We start from the raw sequence: 19,959 nt of genomic DNA on the forward strand, positions 1-19,959 counted from the left end.
GGGAGAAGGACACACGGGCACGCAGCTTGCATAGTAACCGCAAGCGGGTTGGCAGCCGCAATGTGATCTTGACGGGGCCTTCACGGACCCGCGGTGGCGGGGCCGGGCGGCCGGGGCCGGGACGGCGGCGCGGCCGGGGCGCGCGCGGCGTTCCGGAGCGCCGTACGGCCGGCCGGGCAACGGGCCGGAGCGCCGTACGGCCGGCCGGGCAACGGGCCGGTGCGCCGTACGGCTGATCGAGAAGAAACCTGCTGGTCGGGGTGGCCGGATTCGAACCGACGACCTTCCGCTCCCAAAGCGGACGCGCTACCAAGCTGCGCCACACCCCGTCGGTGCGACACGTAGGGTACATGGCCGCGGACGGTACGGCTGCCGGATATCCACGGGCACGCGCCCGGAGCACGGGGCGCGGCGTGCGGGAACGGCGGGCGCGGAACGGCGCGCGCCGGGCAGGAACGGGACGCGGTGTGCGGCGGACCCGGGTGACCCGCTACGATGCATCGCGTGCCGTGGTCACCCGACCGGCGGCGCACGCGGGCGTAGCTCAATGGTAGAGCCCCAGTCTTCCAAACTGGCTACGCGGGTTCGATTCCCGTCGCCCGCTCCACCACCCGGGCCCGGCCGTGAGGATCTCCTCCGGTCCGGGCCCGCGGCCGTTCCCGGCTCCGTACGGCAGCCGCGCCCCCAGCCGTCGTCTCCTGTCACAACCCGATCAGGACCGGCCGCACCCGGGCGTGACTCACTAGGGTGGCGGCATGGAGATCTGGCTGAATCCCGCGTGTTCCAAGTGCCGTTCCGCCGTACGGCTGCTGGACGAGGAGGGGGCGCACTACACCGTGCGCCGGTACCTCGAAGAGCCGCCCACCGCCGCGGAGTTGCGCGCGGTCCTGGAGCGGCTGGGCCTGGAGCCGTGGGACATCACGCGGACGCAGGAGGCCGAGGCGAAGGAGCTGGGGATCGGCGACTGGGAGCGCACGGACGCCGGACGCGAGCGGTGGATCGAGGCGCTGGCCGGCCACCCGAAGCTGATCCAGCGGCCGATCATCACGGCGGACGACGGCACGGCGCTGGTGGGGCGCAGCGAGGAGGCCGTACGGGAGGCGGTCGCGCGGAGCGGACGCGACGACCGCTGACGCGCCGTGCGGGCCCGTGCGCCGCGGGCGCCGGGGCTCGGGCCCGGGAGGCGCTAGAAGCTGATGTTGTTGATCGTGTCGGCCACCGAGGTGAGGAACCGGTTGATGGACGGCGCGATGCCGGTGGAGGCGAGGAAGAACCCGAAGAGGATGGCGACGATCGCCGGTCCCGCCTTGAGCGACTTGCCGCGTATCAACACGATCATGATGATGCCCAACAACAGCACGACGGACAGCGAAAGAGCCACAACTGATCACACCCTCGGTCGGAACGCCTGGCCGGCCCCGGAAGCATGCAGCCGCGCACACCCCCGCTCGGCACCATCGTGCCACCAAGTCCCTGCCCAGTGGAGGCGGGTGGCGAATCATCGGCCAAGGCTTTGCGCGGGTCCGCCGCGAACGGGCGGCCGAACGCGGACGGACGGCGCTCCGCGGTCCGGGAATCGGCCCCGCCGAGCGCATTCCGGCCGACGGCCGGAACCTTTCGCAGGACCCCACCGACCCACCGCGCACCGCCCGGCCCCCCTTTGTGCGCACGTGAATTCACCGGCCGCGGACACACCCGAAGGCAGCCTTCCGACACCGGCATACCGGTAGCGATGCGGACATCACCCCCGGGCCCGCGGTGAGGGCATATGCCCTTCCATGACGGGACGAGGCGCACGGAACCGGGTATTCACCGGCTCTCCGCAAAACACCCGGAAGTGCGTCCGTAGCGCCCTGGAACGTGCCACCCGAAAAGGAATTCACCGCCCTCGTCACGCGTCATACGCATTTACCGGCGAGGGTTTTACGCATTCCGCAGCAGGGCCTAGGGTGCGCCAGATGTTTCCCGCCGCACCGACCTCACGACGTGTGCTTCCCCCGACCGCGCGGGCTCCCGACCGGGGGCCGGCCGCCACCGAGGCCGAGGCCCCGACGACCGCCGCCGGGGGCGGACGGGACGCCTTCTTCGACAACGCCAAGTACCTGGCGATCGTGCTGGTCGCCATGGGGCATTCCTGGGAACCGCTGACCGGGCAGAGCCGCGCCGCCGGGGCGCTCTACATGACGGTGTACGCCTTCCACATGCCGGCGTTCATCATCATCTCCGGGTATTTCTCCCGGAGTTCCGACCTGCGTCCGGACCGGCTGCGCCGGCTGATCACCGGCGTCGTGGTGCCGTACGTCGTCTTCGAGACCGCCTACACGCTCTTCGCGCGCCGGGCGGCGCACGACCCGGGAATGCCCATCAGCCTCCTGGACCCCTGGTACCTGACCTGGTTCCTGGCGGCGCTGTTCGTGTGGCGGCTCACCACTCCCCTGTGGCGGACCGTACGGTGGCCGGTTCCGCTGGCGCTGGCCGTCGCCGTACTGGCCTCGGTGTCCCCGGAGATCGGCGACGACCTGGACATGCAACGGCTGCTGCAGTTCCTGCCGTTCTTCGTGCTGGGGCTTCAGCTGCGGCCGGAGCACTTCGCGCTGCTGCGCCGGCGCGCCGTGCGGATCGCGGCGGCGCCGGTCTTCGGGTGCGCCGTCGCGCTGGCGTACTGGGCGGCACCGCGGATGACGTCGGCGTGGTTCTACCACCGCGAGAGCGCGCAGGAGCTGGGGGCGCCCTGGTGGGCGGGCGCGGCGATGACGCTCGCGGTGTTCGGCTGCTCGCTGGTGCTCGTCGGGTGCTTCCTCGCCTGGGTGCCGGCCCGCCGTACCTGTTTCACGGTGCTGGGCGCCGGCACCCTGTACGGCTATCTGCTGCACGGCTTCCTGACCAAGGGCGCGCGCTTCTGGGGCTGGTACGACCACCCGTGGCCGCACTCGCCGCTCGGCGAGATCACGGTCAGCCTGACGGCGGCGGCCGTGGTGACCGCGCTGTGCGCCCCACCGGTCCGCCGGGTCCTGCGCTGCGTGGTGGAGCCCCGGATGACGTGGGCGTTCCGGAAGGAGCCGGCGGTCCGGCGCTGAGGCCACCCGGCGCGCCTCAGGCCGCGGGGGCCCGCCGGGCGTGTCCGGTGAGGGCGGCCATCCGGGCGGCGACCTGCCCGGCCGAGGGCCGGTCCAGGCTGCCGGCGAGCGCCCCGTCGGCGAGGAAGAGGACCCGGTCGGCCCAGGAGGCGGCCACCGGGTCGTGGGTGACCATGACGACGGTGGCGCCGAGCGCGTCGACCGCGTGCCGCAGCAGGCCGAGGACCTCGGCGGCGGTGCCGGCGTCGAGCGCGCCGGTCGGCTCGTCGGCGAAGACCACGTCGGGCGCGGTGACCAGCGCGCGGGCGATGGCGACGCGTTGCTGCTGGCCGCCGGAGAGCTGGCCGGGGCGTCGCCCGGCGTGCTCCGCGAGGCCGACCCGGGCCAGCGCCTCGGCCGTCCGCCGCCGGTCGGCGCGCTGCCCGGCGAGGCGCATCGGCAGGGCGACGTTCTGCTCGACGGTCAGCGACGGCAGCAGGTTGAACGCCTGGAAGACGAAGCCGAGGCGTTCGCGGCGCAGCGCGGTGAGCCGGTTCTCCCGCATGCGGGTGATGTCCGTACCGCCGACGCGGACCGTGCCGCCGGTCGGCCGGTCCAGGCCCGCGGCGCACTGCAGGAACGTGGACTTGCCGGAGCCGGAGGGCCCCATCACGGCGGTGAAGGTGCCGTGCGGCAGAGCGAGGTCGATGCCGCGCAGCGCGTGCACGGCGCCCGCGCCGCGGCCGTACTGCCGCCGGACCCCGCGCAGTTCCACGGCGCAGCCGCCGTCCCGCCCCGGCCCGTTCCGGTGCTTGTCGCGCAGGCCCATCGCGCCGTCCCCCGTCTCGTACGTCCGCTCCACCCCTCGACCGTACGGAGCCGGGGTGAACCTGGGCCATGACGGCTGCCGGTGGCTTGGGGGTGGGGAAAACCCCAGGCGGGGCTCTCGACGGGAGGCCCGGAAGGATCCGGGAGCGGGTCGGTGGAGGAGTGGGCAGGAGCCGGCGAGGTGTGCGGAGCGGGCGGGTGCGCCGGACCGGAAAAGTCGTTTGGTAAACTAACTACTAACGATTTCTTGACTCCCCCTTGACCGAACATCGTCCGGCCGAACCTCTGGAGGAGCCATCGGACACGCAGACACCCTCCTCGCGATGGGCGGGGCCTTCCTCGCCGCCGCCGTCCTCGCCCGCCTGGGCGGCCGCATCGGGCTCCCCACGATCCCCCTGTTCATCCTGGCCGGGATACTGCTCGGCCCGCACACACCCGGCCTCTCGCTGGTCGACGACCCGCACGAGCTGGAGATGCTCTCCCTGCTCGGCCTGGTGCTGCTGCTCTTCTACCTCGGCCTCGAATTCCATATGGACGACCTCAAGGAGGGCGGCCGGAAGATGGCCACCGCCGGGGCCGCCTACCTGGCGCTGAACGTCGGCGCCGGCCTGGTCTTCGGCTTCGCGGTCGGCTGGGGCACCTCCGAGGCGCTCGTCCTGGCCGGGGTGCTCGGCATCTCCTCGTCGGCGATCGTCACCAAGGTCCTGATGGACACCGGCCGGCTGGGCAACCCCGAGACCAAGCCGGTCCTCGGCATCATCGTGGTCGAGGACATCTTCCTCGCGCTCTACCTGGCCGCCCTCCAGCCGGTGATCTCCGGCGCCGACTCGCTCGCCTCGGCCGCGCTCGACGCGGGCAAGGCGTTCGGCTTCCTGCTGCTGCTCGCCGTGGTCGCCCGCTGGGGTACGACGGTGATCGGCAAGCTGATCGCCACCAAGGACAACGAGCTGCTGGTCGTCTCCTTCCTCGGGGCCGCCGTGCTGGTGGCGGGCGTCTCGGAGTGGTTCGGCGTGGCCGACGCGATCGGCGCGTTCATGGTCGGCCTGATGCTCGGCAGCACCGGTTCCGGCAAGCGGATCATGGAGCTGGTGCACCCGCTGCGGGACGCCTTCGGCGCGATCTTCTTCTTCGCGTTCGGCCTGTCCATCGACCCCGGCGACCTGCCGTCGGTGGTCTGGCCGGTGCTGGTCGCGGTCGCGCTCACCCTGCTGATGAACGTGGTCGCGGGGCTGGTCGCGGCCCGGATCTACGGCTTCGGGCCGCGCCCGGCCGCGAACATCGCCACCGCTCTGCTCGCCCGCGGCGAGTTCGCCCTGATCCTGGCGACGATGGCGGCGGGGGCCGGGCTGGACGACCGGCTGGCGCCGTTCATCGCCGGGTACGTGCTGATCCTCGCCGTGCTGGGGCCGCTGGCGGCCGGCCGGTCGCAGTGGCTGGCGCGGCTCCTGCCGGGCGGCGGACGGCCGGATCCGGACGCGCCGGCGGACGGCGGGCGGCCCGCGGCCACGGCCGCCGGACCGGGCTGACGGGCACGCGGCCGGGGGCGGACCGCACCGCCCGGGGGCTCCGGCCGCGTGGCCGGGCCGCTCCGCACGGCGGATCAGTCGCGGCAGATCAGCAGCAGCGCGCGGTCGTCGTTCACGTCCTTGGCCACCGCCTCGATCAGGTGCCAGGCGGCCCCCGCGAAGCCGCAGGCCACATAGCGGTCGGCCTCGCCGGTCAGCCGGTCGATGCCCTCGGCGATGTCCCGGTCGGCGGCCTCGACCAGCCCGTCCGTGAAGAGCATCAGCACGTCGCCGGGGCGCAGCGTCCCCTTCACGGGGTCGAACTGCGCCCCGTCGTACACCCCGAGCAGCGGCCCTTCCGCCGCCTTCTCCTCCCAGCGGCCGGTGCCGGCGCAGAGCTGGAGGGCGGGCAGGTGTCCGGCGGACAGCAGCTCGTAGTCGCCGGACTCCAGATCCAGCACCAGGTGGATGGAGGTGGCGAAGCCCTCGTCCCAGTCCTGGCGCAGCAGATAGCCGTTGGCGGCGGGCAGGAAGCCGTGCGGCGGCAGCGAGCCGAGCAGGCCGCCGAAGGCGCCGGACAGCAGCAGCGCGCGGGAGGCCGCGTCCATGCCCTTGCCGGACACGTCGGTCAGCACGACTTCGAGGATGTTGCCTCCGTGGGTGCGGGAGGCGACGACGAAGTCGCCGGAGAAGGACTGCCCGCCGGCCGGCCGCAGCGCCATCTCGCGGTGCCAGCCGCTCGGCAGCTTGGGCAGCTTGCTCTGGACGCGGATGCGTTCGCGCAGGTCGAAGAGCATCGTCCCGCCCCGCCGCCACGGAACGCCGACCCGGCTGCGGAACTGTGCGATCAGCAGCCCGGACAGGCCGACCGCGGCGACCACCAGGACCGTGCCCGGGGTGATCCGGTCCCGGCCCTGGTCGTACGGGCCGAGCAGCGACGCCTCGACGATCAGCGCGGCGGCCGACGTGCCGTACAGAGCGAGCAGGTTGGCCGGGCGCAGCAGCAGGCCGCCCGCGATGACCGGCAGGACCAGCGCGGTGGGCGCGATCCAGTCGGGCCGCCAGATGGTGCCGCAGGCGATGGCGGGGATGGCGATCAGCAGGGCGACCAGGGCGATCCAGTCCGAGCCGTCACCGCGGAAGTAGTCGACCCCGGCCTTGCGCACGCGGATGCGGGCCCGGTGCACCGCCTTGCGCCACCGGGCCGTCAGGGACTCCGCTCCCGAGCTGCTCGCCATTGTTCTGGGACCTTATCCACCCGTTCGGCGGCGCGTCGATTCGCGGCGCGCCGCCTGGCGCAATCGCCGGGAAACGGCGTTCGAAAAACGGTCGCGCGGGCGCGAGGCGCCCTGCTACCCATGGCGTATGACGACAGAGTTACGGCCGCTGCGTGCGGGCGAGTGGGCCGACTGGTACGCAACGCTGGAACGGGCGTTCGGCGGCACCCCCGAGACCCCTGAGGAACGGAACCTCTGGCAGCGCCTCGGCGAGCTCGAACGCAGCCTCACCGTCCGGGACGGGAACGACGTCGTCGGCACGGCGGGGGCGTTCACCTTCCGGCTCTCGGTGCCCGGCGGCGCCCTCGTCCCGGCGGCCGGCGTGACGATGGTCAGCGTGCAGCCGACCCACCGGCGGCGCGGCCTCCTGCGCGCGATGATGCGCCACCAGCTCGCGGACATCCGGGACCGGCGCGAGCCGCTGGCCGTGCTGACCGCCTCGGAACCGGCCATCTACGGGCGCTTCGGCTACGGCCCGGCGACCGAGGCGGTGAGCATGACGCCCGACACGCTGCGGCTGTCCGTCACCGCGCCGGCCGGCGCCGACGGCGTACGGCTGCGGCTGGTCGATCCGGAAGCCGCGCTGGCGGACTGCGAGAAGGTCTACGAACAGGTGGTCACCGGCCGCCCCGGGATGCTCGCCCGGCAGCCCGGCTGGGAGCGGCTGCCGCTCCTCGACCCGGAGGCCGACCGCGACGGGGCCGGGCCGCTGCTGTGCGTGCTGGCCGAGGTGGCCGGGGAGGCGCGCGGCTACGCGCGCTACGCGGTCAAGGCGGGCTGGGACGGGGCCGGTCCGGACGGCACGGTGGTGCTGCGCGACATGGAGGCGCTGGACCCCGTCGTCTGCGCGGCGCTGTGGCGCTACCTGTTCTCCATCGACCTGACGTCCCGGCTGACGGTGCGCAACCGGCCGGCCGACGATCCGCTGCTGCACCTCGTCCCCGACATCCGGCGCTGCCAGGTCAGGGTGCGCGAGTCGCTGTTCGTCCGCCCGGTGGAGGTCGGCGGGGCGCTCGCGGCGCGGACATACGCGACGCCGCTGGACGTGGTCCTGGACGTGACCGACACGTTCTGCCCCTGGAACGAGGGCCGGTGGCGGCTCACCGGCGACGAACGGGGCGCCTCCTGTGAACGGACCACGGCCCCGGCCGACCTGGCGCTGTCCGTGCGGGAACTGGGCTCGGCGTACCTGGGCGGCTTCACGCTGGGGGCGCTGGCGGCGGCGGGCCGGGTGCGGGAACTGCGGCCCGGCGCGCTGCGGGCGGCATCGGCGGCCTTCGGGTGGCACGTGAAGCCGTGGCTGCCGCACGGATTCTGAGGAGGGCGCGGCCGGGCGCCCGCGGTGGCCGGCGGCCGGTCCGTCACTTCGGCCGGCGCCCGTTCCGTCACTTCGGCTGGCAGGTGGGGCACCAGAAGAGGTTGCGGTTGGCCAGGGAAGCGGTGCGGATCTCGGAGCGGCAGATGTGGCACTCCTGGCGGGCACGGCGGTAGACGTAGACCTCGCCGCCGTGGTCGTCGACGCGCGGCGGGCGGCCCATGGCCTCGGGGAGGTGTTCGGGGCGCACCGTGTCGATGCGGTTGTGCCGGACGCCCTCACGCATCAGGGCGACCAGGTCCGCCCAGATCGCGTCCCATTCGGACCGGAGCAGATCGCGTCCGGCCCGGTACGGGTCGATGCCGAGCCGGAAGAGCACCTCGGCCCGGTAGACGTTGCCGACGCCCGCGATCACCTTCTGGTCCATCAGCAGCGCGGCGAGCGACGTACGGCTGCGCGAGATCCGGGCCCAGGCGCGCTCGCCGTCGTCGCCGGGACGCAGCGGGTCGGGGCCGAGCCGGTCGTGTATCGCCTGCTTCCCGGCGTCGGTGAGCAGCGCGCAGGCGGTGGGCCCGCGCAGGTCCGCGTAGGCCGTGTCGTTGGCCAGCCGCAGCCGGACGGTGTCGGTGGGCGGCGGCGCGGGGGCGTCGCCGAAGGCGAGCTTGCCGAAGAGGCCGAGGTGGACGTGGACCCACCCGGCGGGGCCGAAGCCGAGGAAGAGGTGCTTGCCGTGCGCCTCGGCGGTGGTCATGACCTGGCCGTCGATCAGCGCCGCGCTGTCGGAGAACTTGCCCTGGGGGCTGCTCGCGCGCACCGGCGCGCCCTCGAAGAGCGCACGGTGGTCCAGCGCGAGGCGGTGGATCGTGTGCCCCTCGGGCATCGGCCGGTGCCTCCTCGGCGGGTGGTACGGAACGGACGGCGGCCGCCCGCGCCGTCGGCGGCGCGGGCGGTACGCGAAGGCGGGCTCAGCCCTGCTGCGGGTGGTGGGCCGGGATCTCGGGGAGCTCGCCGGTGGTCTCGTAGCGGGAGAGCATGTCGATGCGGCGGGTGTGCCGCTCCTCGTGGGAGTACGGCGTGGCGAGGAACGCCTCGATGAACTTCGTCGCCTCGTCCCGGGTGTGCATCCGGCCGCCGACCGAGATCACGTTGGCGTTGTTGTGCTCGCGGCCCAGCTTGGCGGTCTCCTCGCTCCAGGCGAGCACCGCGCGGACGCCCTTGACCTTGTTGGCGGCGATCTGCTCGCCGTTGCCGGAGCCGCCGATGACGACGCCGAGGCTCTCCGGGTCGGCGGCGGTCCGCTCGGCGGCCCGCAGGCAGAACGGCGGGTAGTCGTCCTGGGCGTCGTAGATGTGCGGACCGCAGTCGACGGGCTCGTGGCCGTGGGCCGTGAGCCACTCGACGAGGTGGTTCTTCAGTTCGAAACCGGCATGGTCGGAGCCGAGATACACGCGCATGTGCTGAGTGTTGCACGAGTGTGTGGCCCGCCGGGCCCGGGGTAGGCGCCGCCGGGGTTCCCCGCCGCCGTACATGCGGTATACACGCGATGACGTGCGGAAATGAGATCCGTACAACGATCCGGATTCAGATCTTCCAAAACGCCCGTTAACGCAGTTCTAATGCGGGGACTCGACACCGAGAACCACAGAAGGACGGTGCACATGGGCGCGCATCCGCCGACCATGAACGCGGGCAACGCGACCGGTGACCCCGGCGGCCCCGGCGGAGGCCGGTCTCCCGGCGGTCTTCAGGCAGGTCTCAAGAACCGCCATCTGTCGATGATCGCCATCGGCGGCGTGATCGGCGCGGGTCTGTTCGTGGGCTCCGGGGCCGGCATCGCGGCCGCCGGCCCCGGCATCCTGATCTCGTACGCGCTCACCGGCCTGCTGGTCGTCCTGGTGATGCGGATGCTGGGCGAGATGGCCGCCGCCTCCCCCACCTCCGGCTCGTTCTCCGCCTACGCGGACCGGGCGCTGGGCCGCTGGGCGGGCTTCACCATCGGCTGGCTGTACTGGTTCTTCTGGTCGGTCGTGCTGGCCGTGGAGGCGACCGCCGCCGCCTCGATCCTGACCGGCTGGGTCCCCGCCGTCCCGCAGTGGGCGTGGGCGCTGCTGGTGATGATCGTGCTGACCGGCACCAACCTGATCTCGGTGGGCTCGTTCGGCGAGTTCGAGTTCTGGTTCGCCGGTATCAAGGTCGTGGCGATCGTGGTGTTCATCCTGGTCGGCGCGCTGGCGATCTTCGGGCTGCCGCCCGGCGACCACGCGGTGGGCCTGTCCAACCTGACCGGCCACGGCGGGTTCCTGCCGAACGGGCCCGGCGCGATCCTCTCCGGCATGCTGCTGGTGGTCTTCTCCTTCATGGGCAGCGAGATCGTCACCCTGGCGGCGAGCGAGTCGCCCAACCCGGTGCAGGCCGTGCGCAAGGCCGTCAACAGCGTCATCTGGCGGATCGCGCTCTTCTACCTCGGCTCGATCGCGGTGATCGTGACACTGCTGCCGTGGGACGATCCGGCGCTCGACAAGAGCCCGTACGTGGCCGTCCTGAAGTCGCTGGACATCCCGGCGGCCGGCACCGTGATGGACGTCGTGGTGCTCACCGCCGTGCTGTCCTGCCTGAACTCCGGCCTCTACACCGCTTCCCGGATGGCGTTCTCGCTCGGCGAGCGCGGCGACGCGCCGAAGTCCTTCGCGCGGGTGAACAAGGGCGGCGTCCCGGCGACCGCCATCTGGGCGTCGGTCGCCTTCGGCTTCGTCGCGACGATCTTCAGCTACACCTCGAAGGACACCGTCTTCGAGTTCCTGCTGAACTCCTCCGGCGCGGTGGCGCTCTTCGTCTGGCTGGTCATCTGCTTCTCGCAGCTGCGGATGCGCAAGGTCATCGAGCGGGAGATGCCGGAGCGGCTGACCGTACGGATGTGGCTGTACCCGTACCTGACGTACGCGACGATCGCGCTGATCCTCTTCGTCGTCGGCTACATGTTCTACAACCCCGACGGGCGCAAGCAGATGGTGCTGTCGGTGGTCGCGGCCGTGGTCGTGCTGGCCGTCGGGCTGGTGCTGGACCGCCGGCGCCGGGCCGCGGGCGGCGCGGCGGATGCCGCCGCGGTCGGCGGCGACGGCGGCCCGGCGGGTCACGGGGACGTTCGGAAGGACTCCCTGACCCGGTCGTAGGCGCGCAGGCTCCGGGCACGGGCCGTACGGGCCCGGAACGCGGCCGGGCCCCGCGCCGCCACATGAGGTGGTGGTGCGGGGCCCGGGCCGTACGGTGCGGGGCGCGCGGGGTTCAGCCGCGGCGGCCGAGCAGCTTCCAGGCGGTGGGCAGCGCGCCCATCGCCAGCGCGGCCTTGAGGGCGTCGCCGACCAGGAAGGGGACCAGGCCGGCCGCGACCGCCTGGCCGAACGGCATGCCGGTGCTCAGGGCGAGGAAGGGCACGCCGACCGCGTAGATCAGGGCCGTGCCGGCGGCCATCGTGCCGGCCGTGCGCAGCGCGCCGCGGTCGCCGCCGCGGCGGGCCAGCGCGCCGACCGCGGTGACGGCGAGCAGCATGCCGAGGACGTAGCCGAACGTCGCGCCGCCCGCGCCGGAGGCGCCGCCCGCGAACCACGGCAGGCCGGCCATGCCCAGCAGCGCGTACAGGCCGAGCGACAGGAAGCCGCGGCCGGCGCCGAGCGAGACGCCGACGAGCAGGGCGGCGAAGGTCTGGCCGGTGACCGGGACGGGCGAGCCGGGGACCGGGACGGCGATCTGCGCGGCGATGCCGGTGAGCGCGGCGCCGCCGACGACCAGCGCGGCGTCGCGGACACGGGCGCGGGTGGCGCCGGCTGCGGGCAGCAGATCGGCCAGGACCGCACCGGGCCTGGTGGTTGCGTCGGCAGTGCTCATCGGAACTCCGCGGGGTGTGAGGTGGAGCGGGGACAGACCAAGGACGCCCTGACGTTAGCCGAGCGCCTTACGGCCGATCATCGTGTGGCGGCGACAAAGGCGCAATGGTCTCCTTGGAAGGTTCCGAACAACGCCCGGACCGCCGGGCCGTACCGGCTCGTCAGCGGTCTTCGCAGGTCACGTGATGCTCATCACGGCGCACGGCACGGACGGGCGTGCATTTTGTGGTAGCGCGCGGCGGGCGGGGAAACTGAGGGGACAACGCGGGGCCCTGTGGAGTTCCCCCAAAGACCTTTTGCGAGAGTACGAGCCCATGCACGACGCACCCACCGCCGCCGGAACGCCGCCGCCCAGCGATGGCACGGGGGAGCGCGAACCGCTGTCCGCCGGGCTCAAACAGCGCCATCTGACCATGCTCGGGCTGGGCGGGGTGATCGGCGCGGGCCTGTTCGTGGGCTCCGGCGCCGGGATCGCGGTGGCCGGCCCCGGCATCGTGCTGTCGTATCTGATCGCGGGCGCGCTGGCCATGCTGATCATGCGGATGCTGGGCGAGATGTCCTCGGCCATGCCCGCGTCCGGTGCCTTCTCGGTGCACGCGGAGCGCGCGCTGGGCCGCTGGGCGGGCTTCAGCGTGGGCTGGCTGTACTGGTTCCTGCTGGTGGTGGTGCTGGCGGTGGAGGCCACCGGCGCGGCGCAGATCGCGAACGGGTGGGTGCCCGCGGTCCCGCAGTGGGGCTGGGTGCTGATCTTCATGCTGGTGTTCACCGCGGCCAACCTCACGGCGGTCAAGAGCTTCGGTGAGTTCGAGTTCTGGTTCGCGACGCTGAAGGTCGCCGCGATCGTGCTGTTCCTGGCGCTCAGCCTGCTCGCGATCTTCGGTGTGCTGCCGGACACCGACCCGGTGGGGCTGACCAATCTGACCGGGCAGGGCGGCTTCCTGCCCAACGGCTGGCAGGGCGTGGTCTCCGGCGTGCTCGCCGTCGCGTTCGCCTTCGGCGGCCTGGAGGTCGTCACCATCGCCGCGGCCGAGTCCGACGACCCGGCGCGCAATGTGGCGCGCGCGGTGCGCAGCGCGGTGTGGCGCATCCTCTTCTTCTATGTGGGCTCGATGCTGGTCGTGGTGACCCTGCTGCCCTGGTCGTCGATGCAGCCGGGCAAGAGCCCGTACGTGGCGGTGCTGGACAGCATCGGCGTACCGGGCGCGGGCCAGATCATGAACGTGGTGGTCTTCGTGGCGCTGCTGTCGGCGCTCAACGCCAACCTCTACGGCTCCTCGCGGATGGTCTTCTCGCTGGCCGAGCGGGGCGAGGCGCCGCGTTCGCTGCTGAAGGTGACGGCGGGCGGGGTGCCGCGCCGGGCGGTGCTGTCCTCGGTGGCCTTCGGCTTCGTGTCGGTGCTGCTGAACCTGCTCTGGCCGGACACGGTCTTCCTCTACATGCTCAACGCGGTCGGCGCGGTGCTGCTGTTCGTCTGGGGCCTGATCGCGGTGTCGCAGCTGCGGCTGCGGCGGCAGATCGAGCGCACGGCGCCGGAGAAGCTGACCCTGCGCATGTGGGCGTTCCCGTATCTGACCTGGACGGCGCTGGCGGCCATGGTGGCGGTGCTGGTGCTGATGCTGACCGACGACGGGGCGCGGCCGCAGCTGCTGTGGTCGGCCGGCGCGACCGGCGCGGTGCTGCTGGTCGCGGGCGTACGGGAGCTGCGGGCGCGGCGGCGGACCGGCGGCTGACCGCATGGGCGCGGCCGGAACCGGTCGCCCCACTTCCGCTCCCGGCTCACCCAGGGTCACGTGTCACAACGGTGTGAATGCGGCCGGTCACGATCTCGTCTGAATACCGAACAACTGCTGCACGACTGTTGCCCTCAGCGGACACGGACACTCAAACTGAGCGCGTTTTCCGTCGATCGTCTCGCTCCGCTCTCACTTAATGGGACAGGTACGACCATGAATCGGACACCTTCGTCCACCACGCCCGAGCGCGAGCGGACCGGCCGGGTCCGGGGCGCCGGGCGGACCCCGGACGGCACCGGCCCGGCAGCGGCGGGCCCGGACGCCGGCGCCCCGCTGTCCAACGGGCTCAAGCAGCGGCATCTGTCGATGATCGCCCTCGGCGGCGTGATCGGCGCCGGGCTGTTCGTCGGCTCCAAGGAGGGCATCGCGGCGGCCGGCCCGTCGATCGTGCTCGCCTACGCCGTCTCCGGCTGCCTGGTCATGCTGGTGATGCGGATGCTCGGCGAGATGGCGGCGGCCCGGCCCGCCTCCGGTTCGTTCTCCGTGCACGCCGGGCGCTCGATCGGCCCGTGGGCAGGCTTCACGACGGGCTGGATGTTCACCGCCCAGCTGTGCGTCGCGGTGGCCGCCGAGGCGATCGGCGCCGCCGGGATCATGACCGGCTGGTTCCCGGACACCCAGCCCTGGATGTGGGTGCTGCTGTTCATGGTGGTCTTCTGCGGCGCGAACCTGGCGGCGGTCAGCAACTTCGGCGAGTTCGAGTTCTGGTTCGCGGCCCTGAAGATCACCGCGATCGGCATCTTCCTGGTCCTCGGCCTGCTCGCCATCTTCGGCGTGCTGCCCGGCACCTCCGCGCCCGGCGCCGCCCACCTGACCGGCGACGGCGGCTTCCTGCCCAACGGCTCGGACGGCCTGGTGATCGGCCTGCTGGCCTCCGTCTTCGCGTACGGGGGCCTGGAGACCGTGACGATCGCCGCCGCCGAGTCCAAGGACCCGGTGCGCGGCGTGGCGCGGGCCGTGCGCACCGCGATGTGGCGCATCGCGCTGTTCTACGTCGGCTCCATGGCCGTCATCGTCACCGTCATCCCCTGGAACAACGCGGACATCGCCAAGAACGGCCCGTACGTGGCGGTCCTGGACTACCTGCACATCCCCGCGGCCGGCCAGATCATGAACGTGGTCATCCTGATCGCGCTGCTGTCCGCGATGAACGCCAACATCTACGGCTCCTCCCGGATGGCGCACTCCCTGTCCGCCCGCGGCCAGGGCCCGCGCTTCCTGCGCACGGTCAGCGGCGGTGTGCCGCGCCGCGCGGTGGTCCTCTGCTCGGCCTTCGGCTTCCTCGCGGTGCTGTTCAGCTACTGGTGGCCGGAGACCGTCTTCCAGTGGCTGCTGAACATGGTGGGCGCGGCGATCCTCGTCGTGTGGGGATTCATCGCCGTGGCGCAGCTGCGGATGCGCCGCCGGCTGGAGCGCGAGGCGCCGGAGAAGCTGGTCGTCCGGATGTGGCTCTTCCCCGTCCTGACGTGGGTGGCGCTGGCCGGCGTGGTGGCGGTGCTGGCGCTGATGCTGCGGGACGAGAACCAGCGCGTGCAGCTGTACTTCACCGGCGGGTTCGCGGTGGTGCTCATCGCCGTCGGCCTGATCCGGCAGCGAATGGCGGCGCAAAAGCCGGCCGGCCCGGACGCGGAACGCGTGGACGCGCCGAATTCCCTTTAGTTCGGTAAGGCTTACCTCACTAATAGCGCGGTCCTTTTCGGAGGCGGCGCCGGACCTCGGACCGAGGTCGGGCGCCGCCTCCTTCTTTTGGCCCAGACCCCGCCCCATGGCGGGTCAGTGATCACTCATGCTGATAACGTGCAGCTGCAAGTCGGTTGCAATTAAAGGTCGTAAGCAGCTGGAGGGCTCGACATGGCCACCTACACACTTCCGGAACTTCCGTACGACTACTCGGCGCTCGCGCCCGTCATCAGCCCCGAGATCATCGAGCTGCACCACGACAAGCACCACGCCGCGTACGTCAAGGGCGCCAACGACACCCTGGAGCAGCTCGCCGAGGCGCGCGACAAGGACCAGTGGGGCTCGATCAACGGCCTGGAGAAGAACCTCGCGTTCCACCTCTCCGGCCACATCCTGCACAGCATCTACTGGCACAACATGACCGGCGACGGCGGCGGCGAGCCGCTGGAGAAGGACGGCGTGGGCGAGCTGGCGGACGCCATCGCGGAGAGCTTCGGCTCCTTCGCCAAGTTCAAGACGCAGCTGTCCAAGGCCGCCGCCACCACGCAGGGCTCCGGCTGGGGCGTGCTCGCCTACGAGCCGGTCACCGGCCGCCTCATCGTCGAGCAGGTCTACGACCACCAGGGCAACGTCGGCCAGGGCTCGGTCCCGATCCTGGTCTTCGACGCCTGGGAGCACGCCTTCTACCTGCAGTACAAGAACCAGAAGGTGGACTTCATCGAGGCGATGTGGAAGGTCGTCAACTGGCAGGACGTGGCCAAGCGCTACACCGCCGCCAAGGAGCGCGCCAACAACCTGCTGCTCGCCCCGTAAGCGCCGCTCCGGCGCCACCGGTCGTCCTGCCTCGTGATCGTCTTCTCAACCTTCACCCGGCAGGCGGATAACGGAAAGACCCCCGCGAGGACGTGACTCAAGGGGGTCTTTCTGTGCGCGGCGGCGTGCCGCACGGTGGAACCATGTCGGGCGAACAGAACCTCTACTGCTCCACGTGCAAGAGGGACGAGCCGCACCGGTCCCCCGAGGGCGAACGGGAGGTCCAGTGGCTGCGCGACCTCACCGGCAAGGGCTACGTCGCGGACTACTGGATCTGCACGCGCCCCGGGTGCCGGAACGTCCGCCACTACTTCAAGGGCGACACCTTCGACCCGCCGGCCAGGATGCCGGTCTTCGGCTGAGGGCGGCGGTCGCCGGCGCACGGCTCATCCGAACACCGGTCCCCGCGTCCGCGTCCGCTTGATCTCGTAGAAGCCGGGGATGGACGCGACCATCAGCGTGCCGTCCCACAGCCTGGCGGCCTCCTCGCCCTTCGGGGCGGGGGTGACGACCGGCCCGAAGAAGGCGATCCGCGAGCCGTCGGCGCCCGGGACCGCGATGACCGGGGTGCCCACCTCCTGGCCCACCAGGTCGATGCCCGCCTGGTGGGAGGCGCGCAGTTCCGCGTCGTACGCGTCGGTGTCCGCCGCGTCGGCCAGCGCGGCGGGCAGCCCGGCCTCCTCCAGGGCGGCGGCGACCGTCTCCTTGGTGCGCGGCAGGCCCTGGTTGTGGAAGCGGGTGCCGAGCGCCGTGTAGAGGCGGGCGAGGGCCGCGGGACCGTACTGCCGCTCGGCGGCAATGCACACCCGTACCGGGCCCCACACGGCGCCTCCGGGGCGGTTCCTCTCGCGGTACTCCTCGGGCAGCTGGTCGAGCTTGTCCTCGTTCAGCACGCCCAGGCTCATCACGTGCCAGCGCACGTGCACCGGGCGCACCTTCTCCACCTCCAGCATCCAGCGGGAGGTCAGCCAGGCCCACGGGCAGGACGGGTCGAACCAGAAGTCGGCCGGGGTCCTCGCGGTTGCGGCGGCGGTCTCGGACACGGTTGCTCCTCGGATGTTCGGGTCGGTGGCCGATCCGCGGACCGGCGGTTCGGTGACCGCTTCAACCGGGGCGCGGCGTGCCATGATTCCCAGTGTTCGATAGACGAGACGAGGACGAGGGAGCCGCGTCGTGCCCGGTGAGAATCTGACCCGAGACGAGGCCCGCGAGCGGGCCGGACTGCTGAGCGTCGACGGGTACGAGGTGGCGCTGGACCTGCGGTCCGCCGTCCTGGAGGGCGAGGCGGCCCGGACCTTCCGCTCGCGCACCACCGTGCGCTTCCGGTGCGCCGAGCCCGGTGCCGCGAGCTTCGCGGACCTGGTGGCGCCGTCCGTCACCGCCGTCACCCTCAACGGCCGGGAGCTGGACCCGGCCGCCGTCTTCGACGGCACCCGTATCGCCCTGGCGGACCTCGCGGCGGAGAACACCCTGGTCGTGGACGCGCAGTGCGCGTACAGCCGGACCGGTGAGGGCCTGCACCGCTTCGTCGACCCGGAGGACGGCGAGGTCTACCTCTACACGCAGTACGAGCCGGCCGACGCCCGCCGGGTATTCGCGAACTTCGAGCAGCCCGACCTGAAGGCACCGTTCCGCTTCGCGGTGACCGCGCCCGAGGGCTGGGTGGTGCTCAGCAACGGCGCCCAGGTGGGCGAGGCGGAGGCGGGAACGTACCGCTTCGCCGAGACGCGGCCGATCTCCACGTACATCACGGCCGTCGTCGCCGGCCCGTACCACTACGTCTCGGACACCTACCGCCGCACCCTCGACGACGGCACCGAGCTGGTGATTCCGCTGGGCGCGCTGTGCCGCAAGGGGCTGGCGCGGCACTTCGATCCCGAGGACATCTTCACCGTCACCAAGCAGGGCCTGGACTTCTTCCACGACCACTTCGACTACCCGTACCCGTTCGGGAAGTACGACCAGGCCTTCGTGCCCGAGTACAACATCGGCGCGATGGAGAACCCGGGCTGTGTGACCTTCCGCGAGGAGTTCGTCTTCCGCGGCAAGGTGACCGACGCATCCTACGAGCGCCGCGCCAACGTCATCCTCCACGAGATGGCGCACATGTGGTTCGGCGACCTGGTGACGATGCGGTGGTGGGACGACCTCTGGCTCAAGGAGTCGTTCGCCGACTTCATGGGCGCGCTATCGCTGGTGGAGGCGACCCGCTTCACCAACGGCTGGATCACCTTCGCCAACGGCCGCAAGGCGTGGGCGTACCGCGCCGACCAGCTGCCGTCCACGCACCCGGTCACGGCCGACATCCGCGACCTGGAGGACGCCAAGCTCAACTTCGACGGCATCACGTACGCCAAGGGCGCGGCCGTCCTCAAGCAGCTGGTGGCGTACGTGGGGCGGGACGCGTTCCTGGAGGGCGCGCGGCGGTACTTCAAGCGGCACGCGTACGGGAACACCCGCCTGGGCGACCTGCTGTCCGTCCTGGAGGAGACCTCGGGCCGCGATCTGGCCGCCTGGTCGCGCGCCTGGCTGGAGACGGCCGGCGTCAACGCGCTGACCCCGCAGGTCACCTACGACGCCGAAGGCCGCGTCACCGAACTGAGCATCCTCCAGGAGGCGATCCCCGAGCGGCCCGAACTGCGGCCGCACCGGGTGGCCGTGGGCCTGTACCGGCGGGAGGACGCGGACGGCGCGCTGGTCCGCTACGCCCGCGCCGAGCTGGACGTCTCCGGCCCGCGCACGGTCGTCACCGAGCTGACCGGCGCCGACCGCCCGGAACTGATCCTGGTCAACGACGACGACCTCACATACTGCAAGGTCCGCTTCGACGAGCGGTCGCTGGCCACGCTGCGCGGCCACCTCGGCGAGATCACCGAGCCGCTGTCGCGCGCGCTGTGCTGGTCGGCGGTGTGGGGCCTGACCCGCGACGGCCTGATGCCCGCCCGCGACTACCTGGCGCTCGTCCTGGCCTTCGCGGGCCGCGAGTCGGACATCGGCGTGCTCCAGACGCTGCACGCGCAGGCCCGCTACGCGCTCACCCACTACACGGCCGCCGACCACCGCGACCGGGCCGCGCAGGACCTGGCGCAGGGCGCGCTGCACGAACTGCGGCTTGCCGAGCCGGGCAGCGGGCACCAGCTGTCCTGGGCGCGGTTCTTCGCCTCGGTGGCCACCACGGCGGCCGACCTCCAGCTGCTCCAGGGCCTGCTGGACGGTACGGCGAAGATCGACGGGCTGGCGGTGGACCAGGAGCTGCGCTGGACGTTCCTGGAGCCGCTGGCCGCGCACGGCGCCGCCGACGAGGCCGCCGTCGACGCCGAACTGCGGCGCGACGACACCGCATCCGGCCGCCGGCACCACGTCCGGTGCCTGGCCGCCCGCCCCTCCCCCGAGGTCAACGCGCGGGCCTGGGCGGACGTGGTGGAGTCCGACGAGCTGTCCAACGCCCTCGTCGAGGCGACGATCTCCGGCCTGGTGCAGCCGAACCAGCGGGAGCTGCTGGCCCCGTACGCGCCGAAGTACTTCACCGCGATCGAGCGGGTGTGGCGGGAGCGGTCGATCGAGATCGGGATGGCCGTGGTGCGCGGGCTGTTCCCGATGCTCCAGGGGGACCGGGAGACGCTGGAGGCGGCGGACGCCTGGCTGGCCGGGCACCCGTCGGCGCCGCCCGCGCTGCGGCGGCTGGTGTCCGAGGCGCGGGACGACCTGGCGCGGGCGCTGCGGGCGCAGACCTGCGACGCGCAGGCCGCGCGGTAGCCGGGCCGCCGGTGTGCGCGCCTGGACGCGCGGGGCGCACACCGGCGCCGGCGCG

Annotated in this window: 17 protein-coding genes and 2 tRNA genes; 11 read left to right on the forward strand and 8 right to left on the reverse strand. The window is 72.2% G+C overall.

The features are described from left to right. Window positions 1-252: 252 nt before the first annotated feature. A tRNA-Pro gene (locus ACH4FX_RS09415) sits at window positions 253-329 on the reverse strand. A gap of 204 nt (window positions 330-533) precedes the next feature. Here ACH4FX_RS09415 and ACH4FX_RS09420 point away from each other — a divergent pair. Both ACH4FX_RS09420 and ACH4FX_RS09425 read left to right on the forward strand, forming a co-directional pair. After that, window positions 534-607: transfer RNA gene (locus ACH4FX_RS09420), tRNA-Gly, on the forward strand. A 148-nt stretch (window positions 608-755) separates the two neighbouring features. Next, window positions 756-1,133 (forward strand): arsenate reductase family protein, encoded by a 378-nt coding sequence (locus tag ACH4FX_RS09425; protein WP_398476815.1) that lies wholly within the window; start codon window positions 756-758, stop codon window positions 1,131-1,133. Window positions 1,134-1,186: 53 nt separating this feature from the next. Here the strand turns inward: ACH4FX_RS09425 and ACH4FX_RS09430 are convergent, their stop codons facing one another. Then, window positions 1,187-1,381 (reverse strand): hypothetical protein, encoded by a 195-nt coding sequence (locus ACH4FX_RS09430; protein ID WP_398476817.1) that lies wholly within the window; start codon window positions 1,379-1,381, stop codon window positions 1,187-1,189. Between the two features lie 607 nt (window positions 1,382-1,988). On the opposite strand from ACH4FX_RS09430, the gene ACH4FX_RS09435 reads away from it, so the two are divergent. Then, window positions 1,989-3,077 carry an acyltransferase family protein gene (locus ACH4FX_RS09435; protein ID WP_398476819.1) on the forward strand — a complete coding sequence of 363 codons (1,089 nt, stop codon included), beginning with the start codon at window positions 1,989-1,991 and terminating at the stop codon, window positions 3,075-3,077. Between the two features lie 16 nt (window positions 3,078-3,093). Here ACH4FX_RS09435 and ACH4FX_RS09440 read toward each other — a convergent pair whose 3' ends face one another. Next, window positions 3,094-3,885 carry an ABC transporter ATP-binding protein gene (locus ACH4FX_RS09440; RefSeq protein WP_398477052.1) on the reverse strand — a complete coding sequence of 264 codons (792 nt, stop codon included), beginning with the start codon at window positions 3,883-3,885 and terminating at the stop codon, window positions 3,094-3,096. Window positions 3,886-4,207: 322 nt separating this feature from the next. Here ACH4FX_RS09440 and ACH4FX_RS09445 point away from each other — a divergent pair, with 322 nt between their 5' ends. Then, a complete protein-coding gene (locus ACH4FX_RS09445) occupies window positions 4,208-5,410 on the forward strand; it encodes a cation:proton antiporter (RefSeq protein ID WP_398476821.1) in 1,203 nt (400 codons plus the stop codon). A gap of 74 nt (window positions 5,411-5,484) precedes the next feature. Here the strand turns inward: ACH4FX_RS09445 and ACH4FX_RS09450 are convergent, their stop codons facing one another. Next, on the reverse strand, window positions 5,485-6,627 hold the full coding sequence (locus ACH4FX_RS09450) for a PP2C family protein-serine/threonine phosphatase (protein ID WP_398476823.1): 1,143 nt from the start codon (window positions 6,625-6,627) through the stop codon (window positions 5,485-5,487). Between the two features lie 127 nt (window positions 6,628-6,754). On the opposite strand from ACH4FX_RS09450, the gene ACH4FX_RS09455 reads away from it, so the two are divergent. Continuing rightward, window positions 6,755-7,984 (forward strand): GNAT family N-acetyltransferase, encoded by a 1,230-nt coding sequence (locus ACH4FX_RS09455; RefSeq protein ID WP_398476824.1) that lies wholly within the window; start codon window positions 6,755-6,757, stop codon window positions 7,982-7,984. A gap of 67 nt (window positions 7,985-8,051) precedes the next feature. Here ACH4FX_RS09455 and ACH4FX_RS09460 read toward each other — a convergent pair whose 3' ends face one another. Both ACH4FX_RS09460 and ACH4FX_RS09465 read right to left on the reverse strand, forming a co-directional pair. Beyond that, a complete protein-coding gene (locus ACH4FX_RS09460) occupies window positions 8,052-8,861 on the reverse strand; it encodes an Fpg/Nei family DNA glycosylase (RefSeq protein WP_398476826.1) in 810 nt (269 codons plus the stop codon). Window positions 8,862-8,946: 85 nt separating this feature from the next. Next, window positions 8,947-9,435, reverse strand: coding sequence for a ribose-5-phosphate isomerase (locus ACH4FX_RS09465; RefSeq protein ID WP_398476828.1), 489 nt, complete (start codon window positions 9,433-9,435; stop codon window positions 8,947-8,949). 204 nt (window positions 9,436-9,639) lie between these two features. On the opposite strand from ACH4FX_RS09465, the gene ACH4FX_RS09470 reads away from it, so the two are divergent. Beyond that, complete coding sequence (locus ACH4FX_RS09470) at window positions 9,640-11,151, forward strand: amino acid permease (protein ID WP_398476830.1); 1,512 nt, start codon at window positions 9,640-9,642, stop codon at window positions 11,149-11,151. Between the two features lie 112 nt (window positions 11,152-11,263). Here ACH4FX_RS09470 and ACH4FX_RS09475 read toward each other — a convergent pair whose 3' ends face one another. Next, window positions 11,264-11,863, reverse strand: a complete 600-nt coding sequence (locus tag ACH4FX_RS09475; protein ID WP_398476832.1) for a biotin transporter BioY — start codon at window positions 11,861-11,863, stop codon at window positions 11,264-11,266. A 313-nt stretch (window positions 11,864-12,176) separates the two neighbouring features. Here ACH4FX_RS09475 and ACH4FX_RS09480 point away from each other — a divergent pair, with 313 nt between their 5' ends. From ACH4FX_RS09480 to ACH4FX_RS09495, 4 genes are all read left to right on the forward strand, one after another. Then, window positions 12,177-13,592 carry an amino acid permease gene (locus tag ACH4FX_RS09480; protein WP_398476834.1) on the forward strand — a complete coding sequence of 472 codons (1,416 nt, stop codon included), beginning with the start codon at window positions 12,177-12,179 and terminating at the stop codon, window positions 13,590-13,592. Window positions 13,593-13,808: 216 nt separating this feature from the next. Continuing rightward, complete coding sequence (locus ACH4FX_RS09485; protein ID WP_398476835.1) at window positions 13,809-15,314, forward strand: amino acid permease; 1,506 nt, start codon at window positions 13,809-13,811, stop codon at window positions 15,312-15,314. A gap of 192 nt (window positions 15,315-15,506) precedes the next feature. Continuing rightward, window positions 15,507-16,148, forward strand: coding sequence for a superoxide dismutase (locus tag ACH4FX_RS09490; RefSeq protein WP_398476837.1), 642 nt, complete (start codon window positions 15,507-15,509; stop codon window positions 16,146-16,148). Window positions 16,149-16,291: 143 nt separating this feature from the next. Next, window positions 16,292-16,510, forward strand: coding sequence for a hypothetical protein (locus tag ACH4FX_RS09495; protein WP_398476839.1), 219 nt, complete (start codon window positions 16,292-16,294; stop codon window positions 16,508-16,510). Between the two features lie 24 nt (window positions 16,511-16,534). Here the strand turns inward: ACH4FX_RS09495 and ACH4FX_RS09500 are convergent, their stop codons facing one another. After that, window positions 16,535-17,191: a DsbA family protein gene (locus ACH4FX_RS09500; RefSeq protein ID WP_398476841.1), complete on the reverse strand. Its 657-nt coding sequence runs from the start codon at window positions 17,189-17,191 to the stop codon at window positions 16,535-16,537. Window positions 17,192-17,321: 130 nt separating this feature from the next. On the opposite strand from ACH4FX_RS09500, the gene pepN reads away from it, so the two are divergent. Further along, window positions 17,322-19,904, forward strand: coding sequence for an aminopeptidase N (gene pepN / locus ACH4FX_RS09505; protein WP_398476843.1), 2,583 nt, complete (start codon window positions 17,322-17,324; stop codon window positions 19,902-19,904). Window positions 19,905-19,959: the final 55 nt, after the last annotated feature.

The organism is Streptomyces sp. NPDC018019 (assembly GCF_044327805.1).
In the GTDB taxonomy this organism is placed as follows: Bacteria; Actinomycetota; Actinomycetes; order Streptomycetales; family Streptomycetaceae; genus Streptomyces.

Coding starts and splice junctions, on each gene's coding strand:
- ACH4FX_RS09470 (WP_398476830.1), top strand. CDS start 9,640: ATGGGCGCGCATCCGCCGACCATGAACGCGGGCAACGCGACCGGTGAC.
- ACH4FX_RS09450 (WP_398476823.1), bottom strand. CDS start 6,627: ATGGCGAGCAGCTCGGGAGCGGAGTCCCTGACGGCCCGGTGGCGCAAG.
- ACH4FX_RS09425 (WP_398476815.1), top strand. CDS start 756: ATGGAGATCTGGCTGAATCCCGCGTGTTCCAAGTGCCGTTCCGCCGTA.
- ACH4FX_RS09440 (WP_398477052.1), bottom strand. CDS start 3,885: ATGGGCCTGCGCGACAAGCACCGGAACGGGCCGGGGCGGGACGGCGGC.
- ACH4FX_RS09445 (WP_398476821.1), top strand. CDS start 4,208: ATGGGCGGGGCCTTCCTCGCCGCCGCCGTCCTCGCCCGCCTGGGCGGC.
- ACH4FX_RS09480 (WP_398476834.1), top strand. CDS start 12,177: ATGCACGACGCACCCACCGCCGCCGGAACGCCGCCGCCCAGCGATGGC.
- ACH4FX_RS09475 (WP_398476832.1), bottom strand. CDS start 11,863: ATGAGCACTGCCGACGCAACCACCAGGCCCGGTGCGGTCCTGGCCGAT.
- ACH4FX_RS09455 (WP_398476824.1), top strand. CDS start 6,755: ATGACGACAGAGTTACGGCCGCTGCGTGCGGGCGAGTGGGCCGACTGG.
- ACH4FX_RS09485 (WP_398476835.1), top strand. CDS start 13,809: ATGAATCGGACACCTTCGTCCACCACGCCCGAGCGCGAGCGGACCGGC.
- ACH4FX_RS09495 (WP_398476839.1), top strand. CDS start 16,292: ATGTCGGGCGAACAGAACCTCTACTGCTCCACGTGCAAGAGGGACGAG.
- ACH4FX_RS09490 (WP_398476837.1), top strand. CDS start 15,507: ATGGCCACCTACACACTTCCGGAACTTCCGTACGACTACTCGGCGCTC.
- ACH4FX_RS09460 (WP_398476826.1), bottom strand. CDS start 8,861: ATGCCCGAGGGGCACACGATCCACCGCCTCGCGCTGGACCACCGTGCG.
- ACH4FX_RS09465 (WP_398476828.1), bottom strand. CDS start 9,435: ATGCGCGTGTATCTCGGCTCCGACCATGCCGGTTTCGAACTGAAGAAC.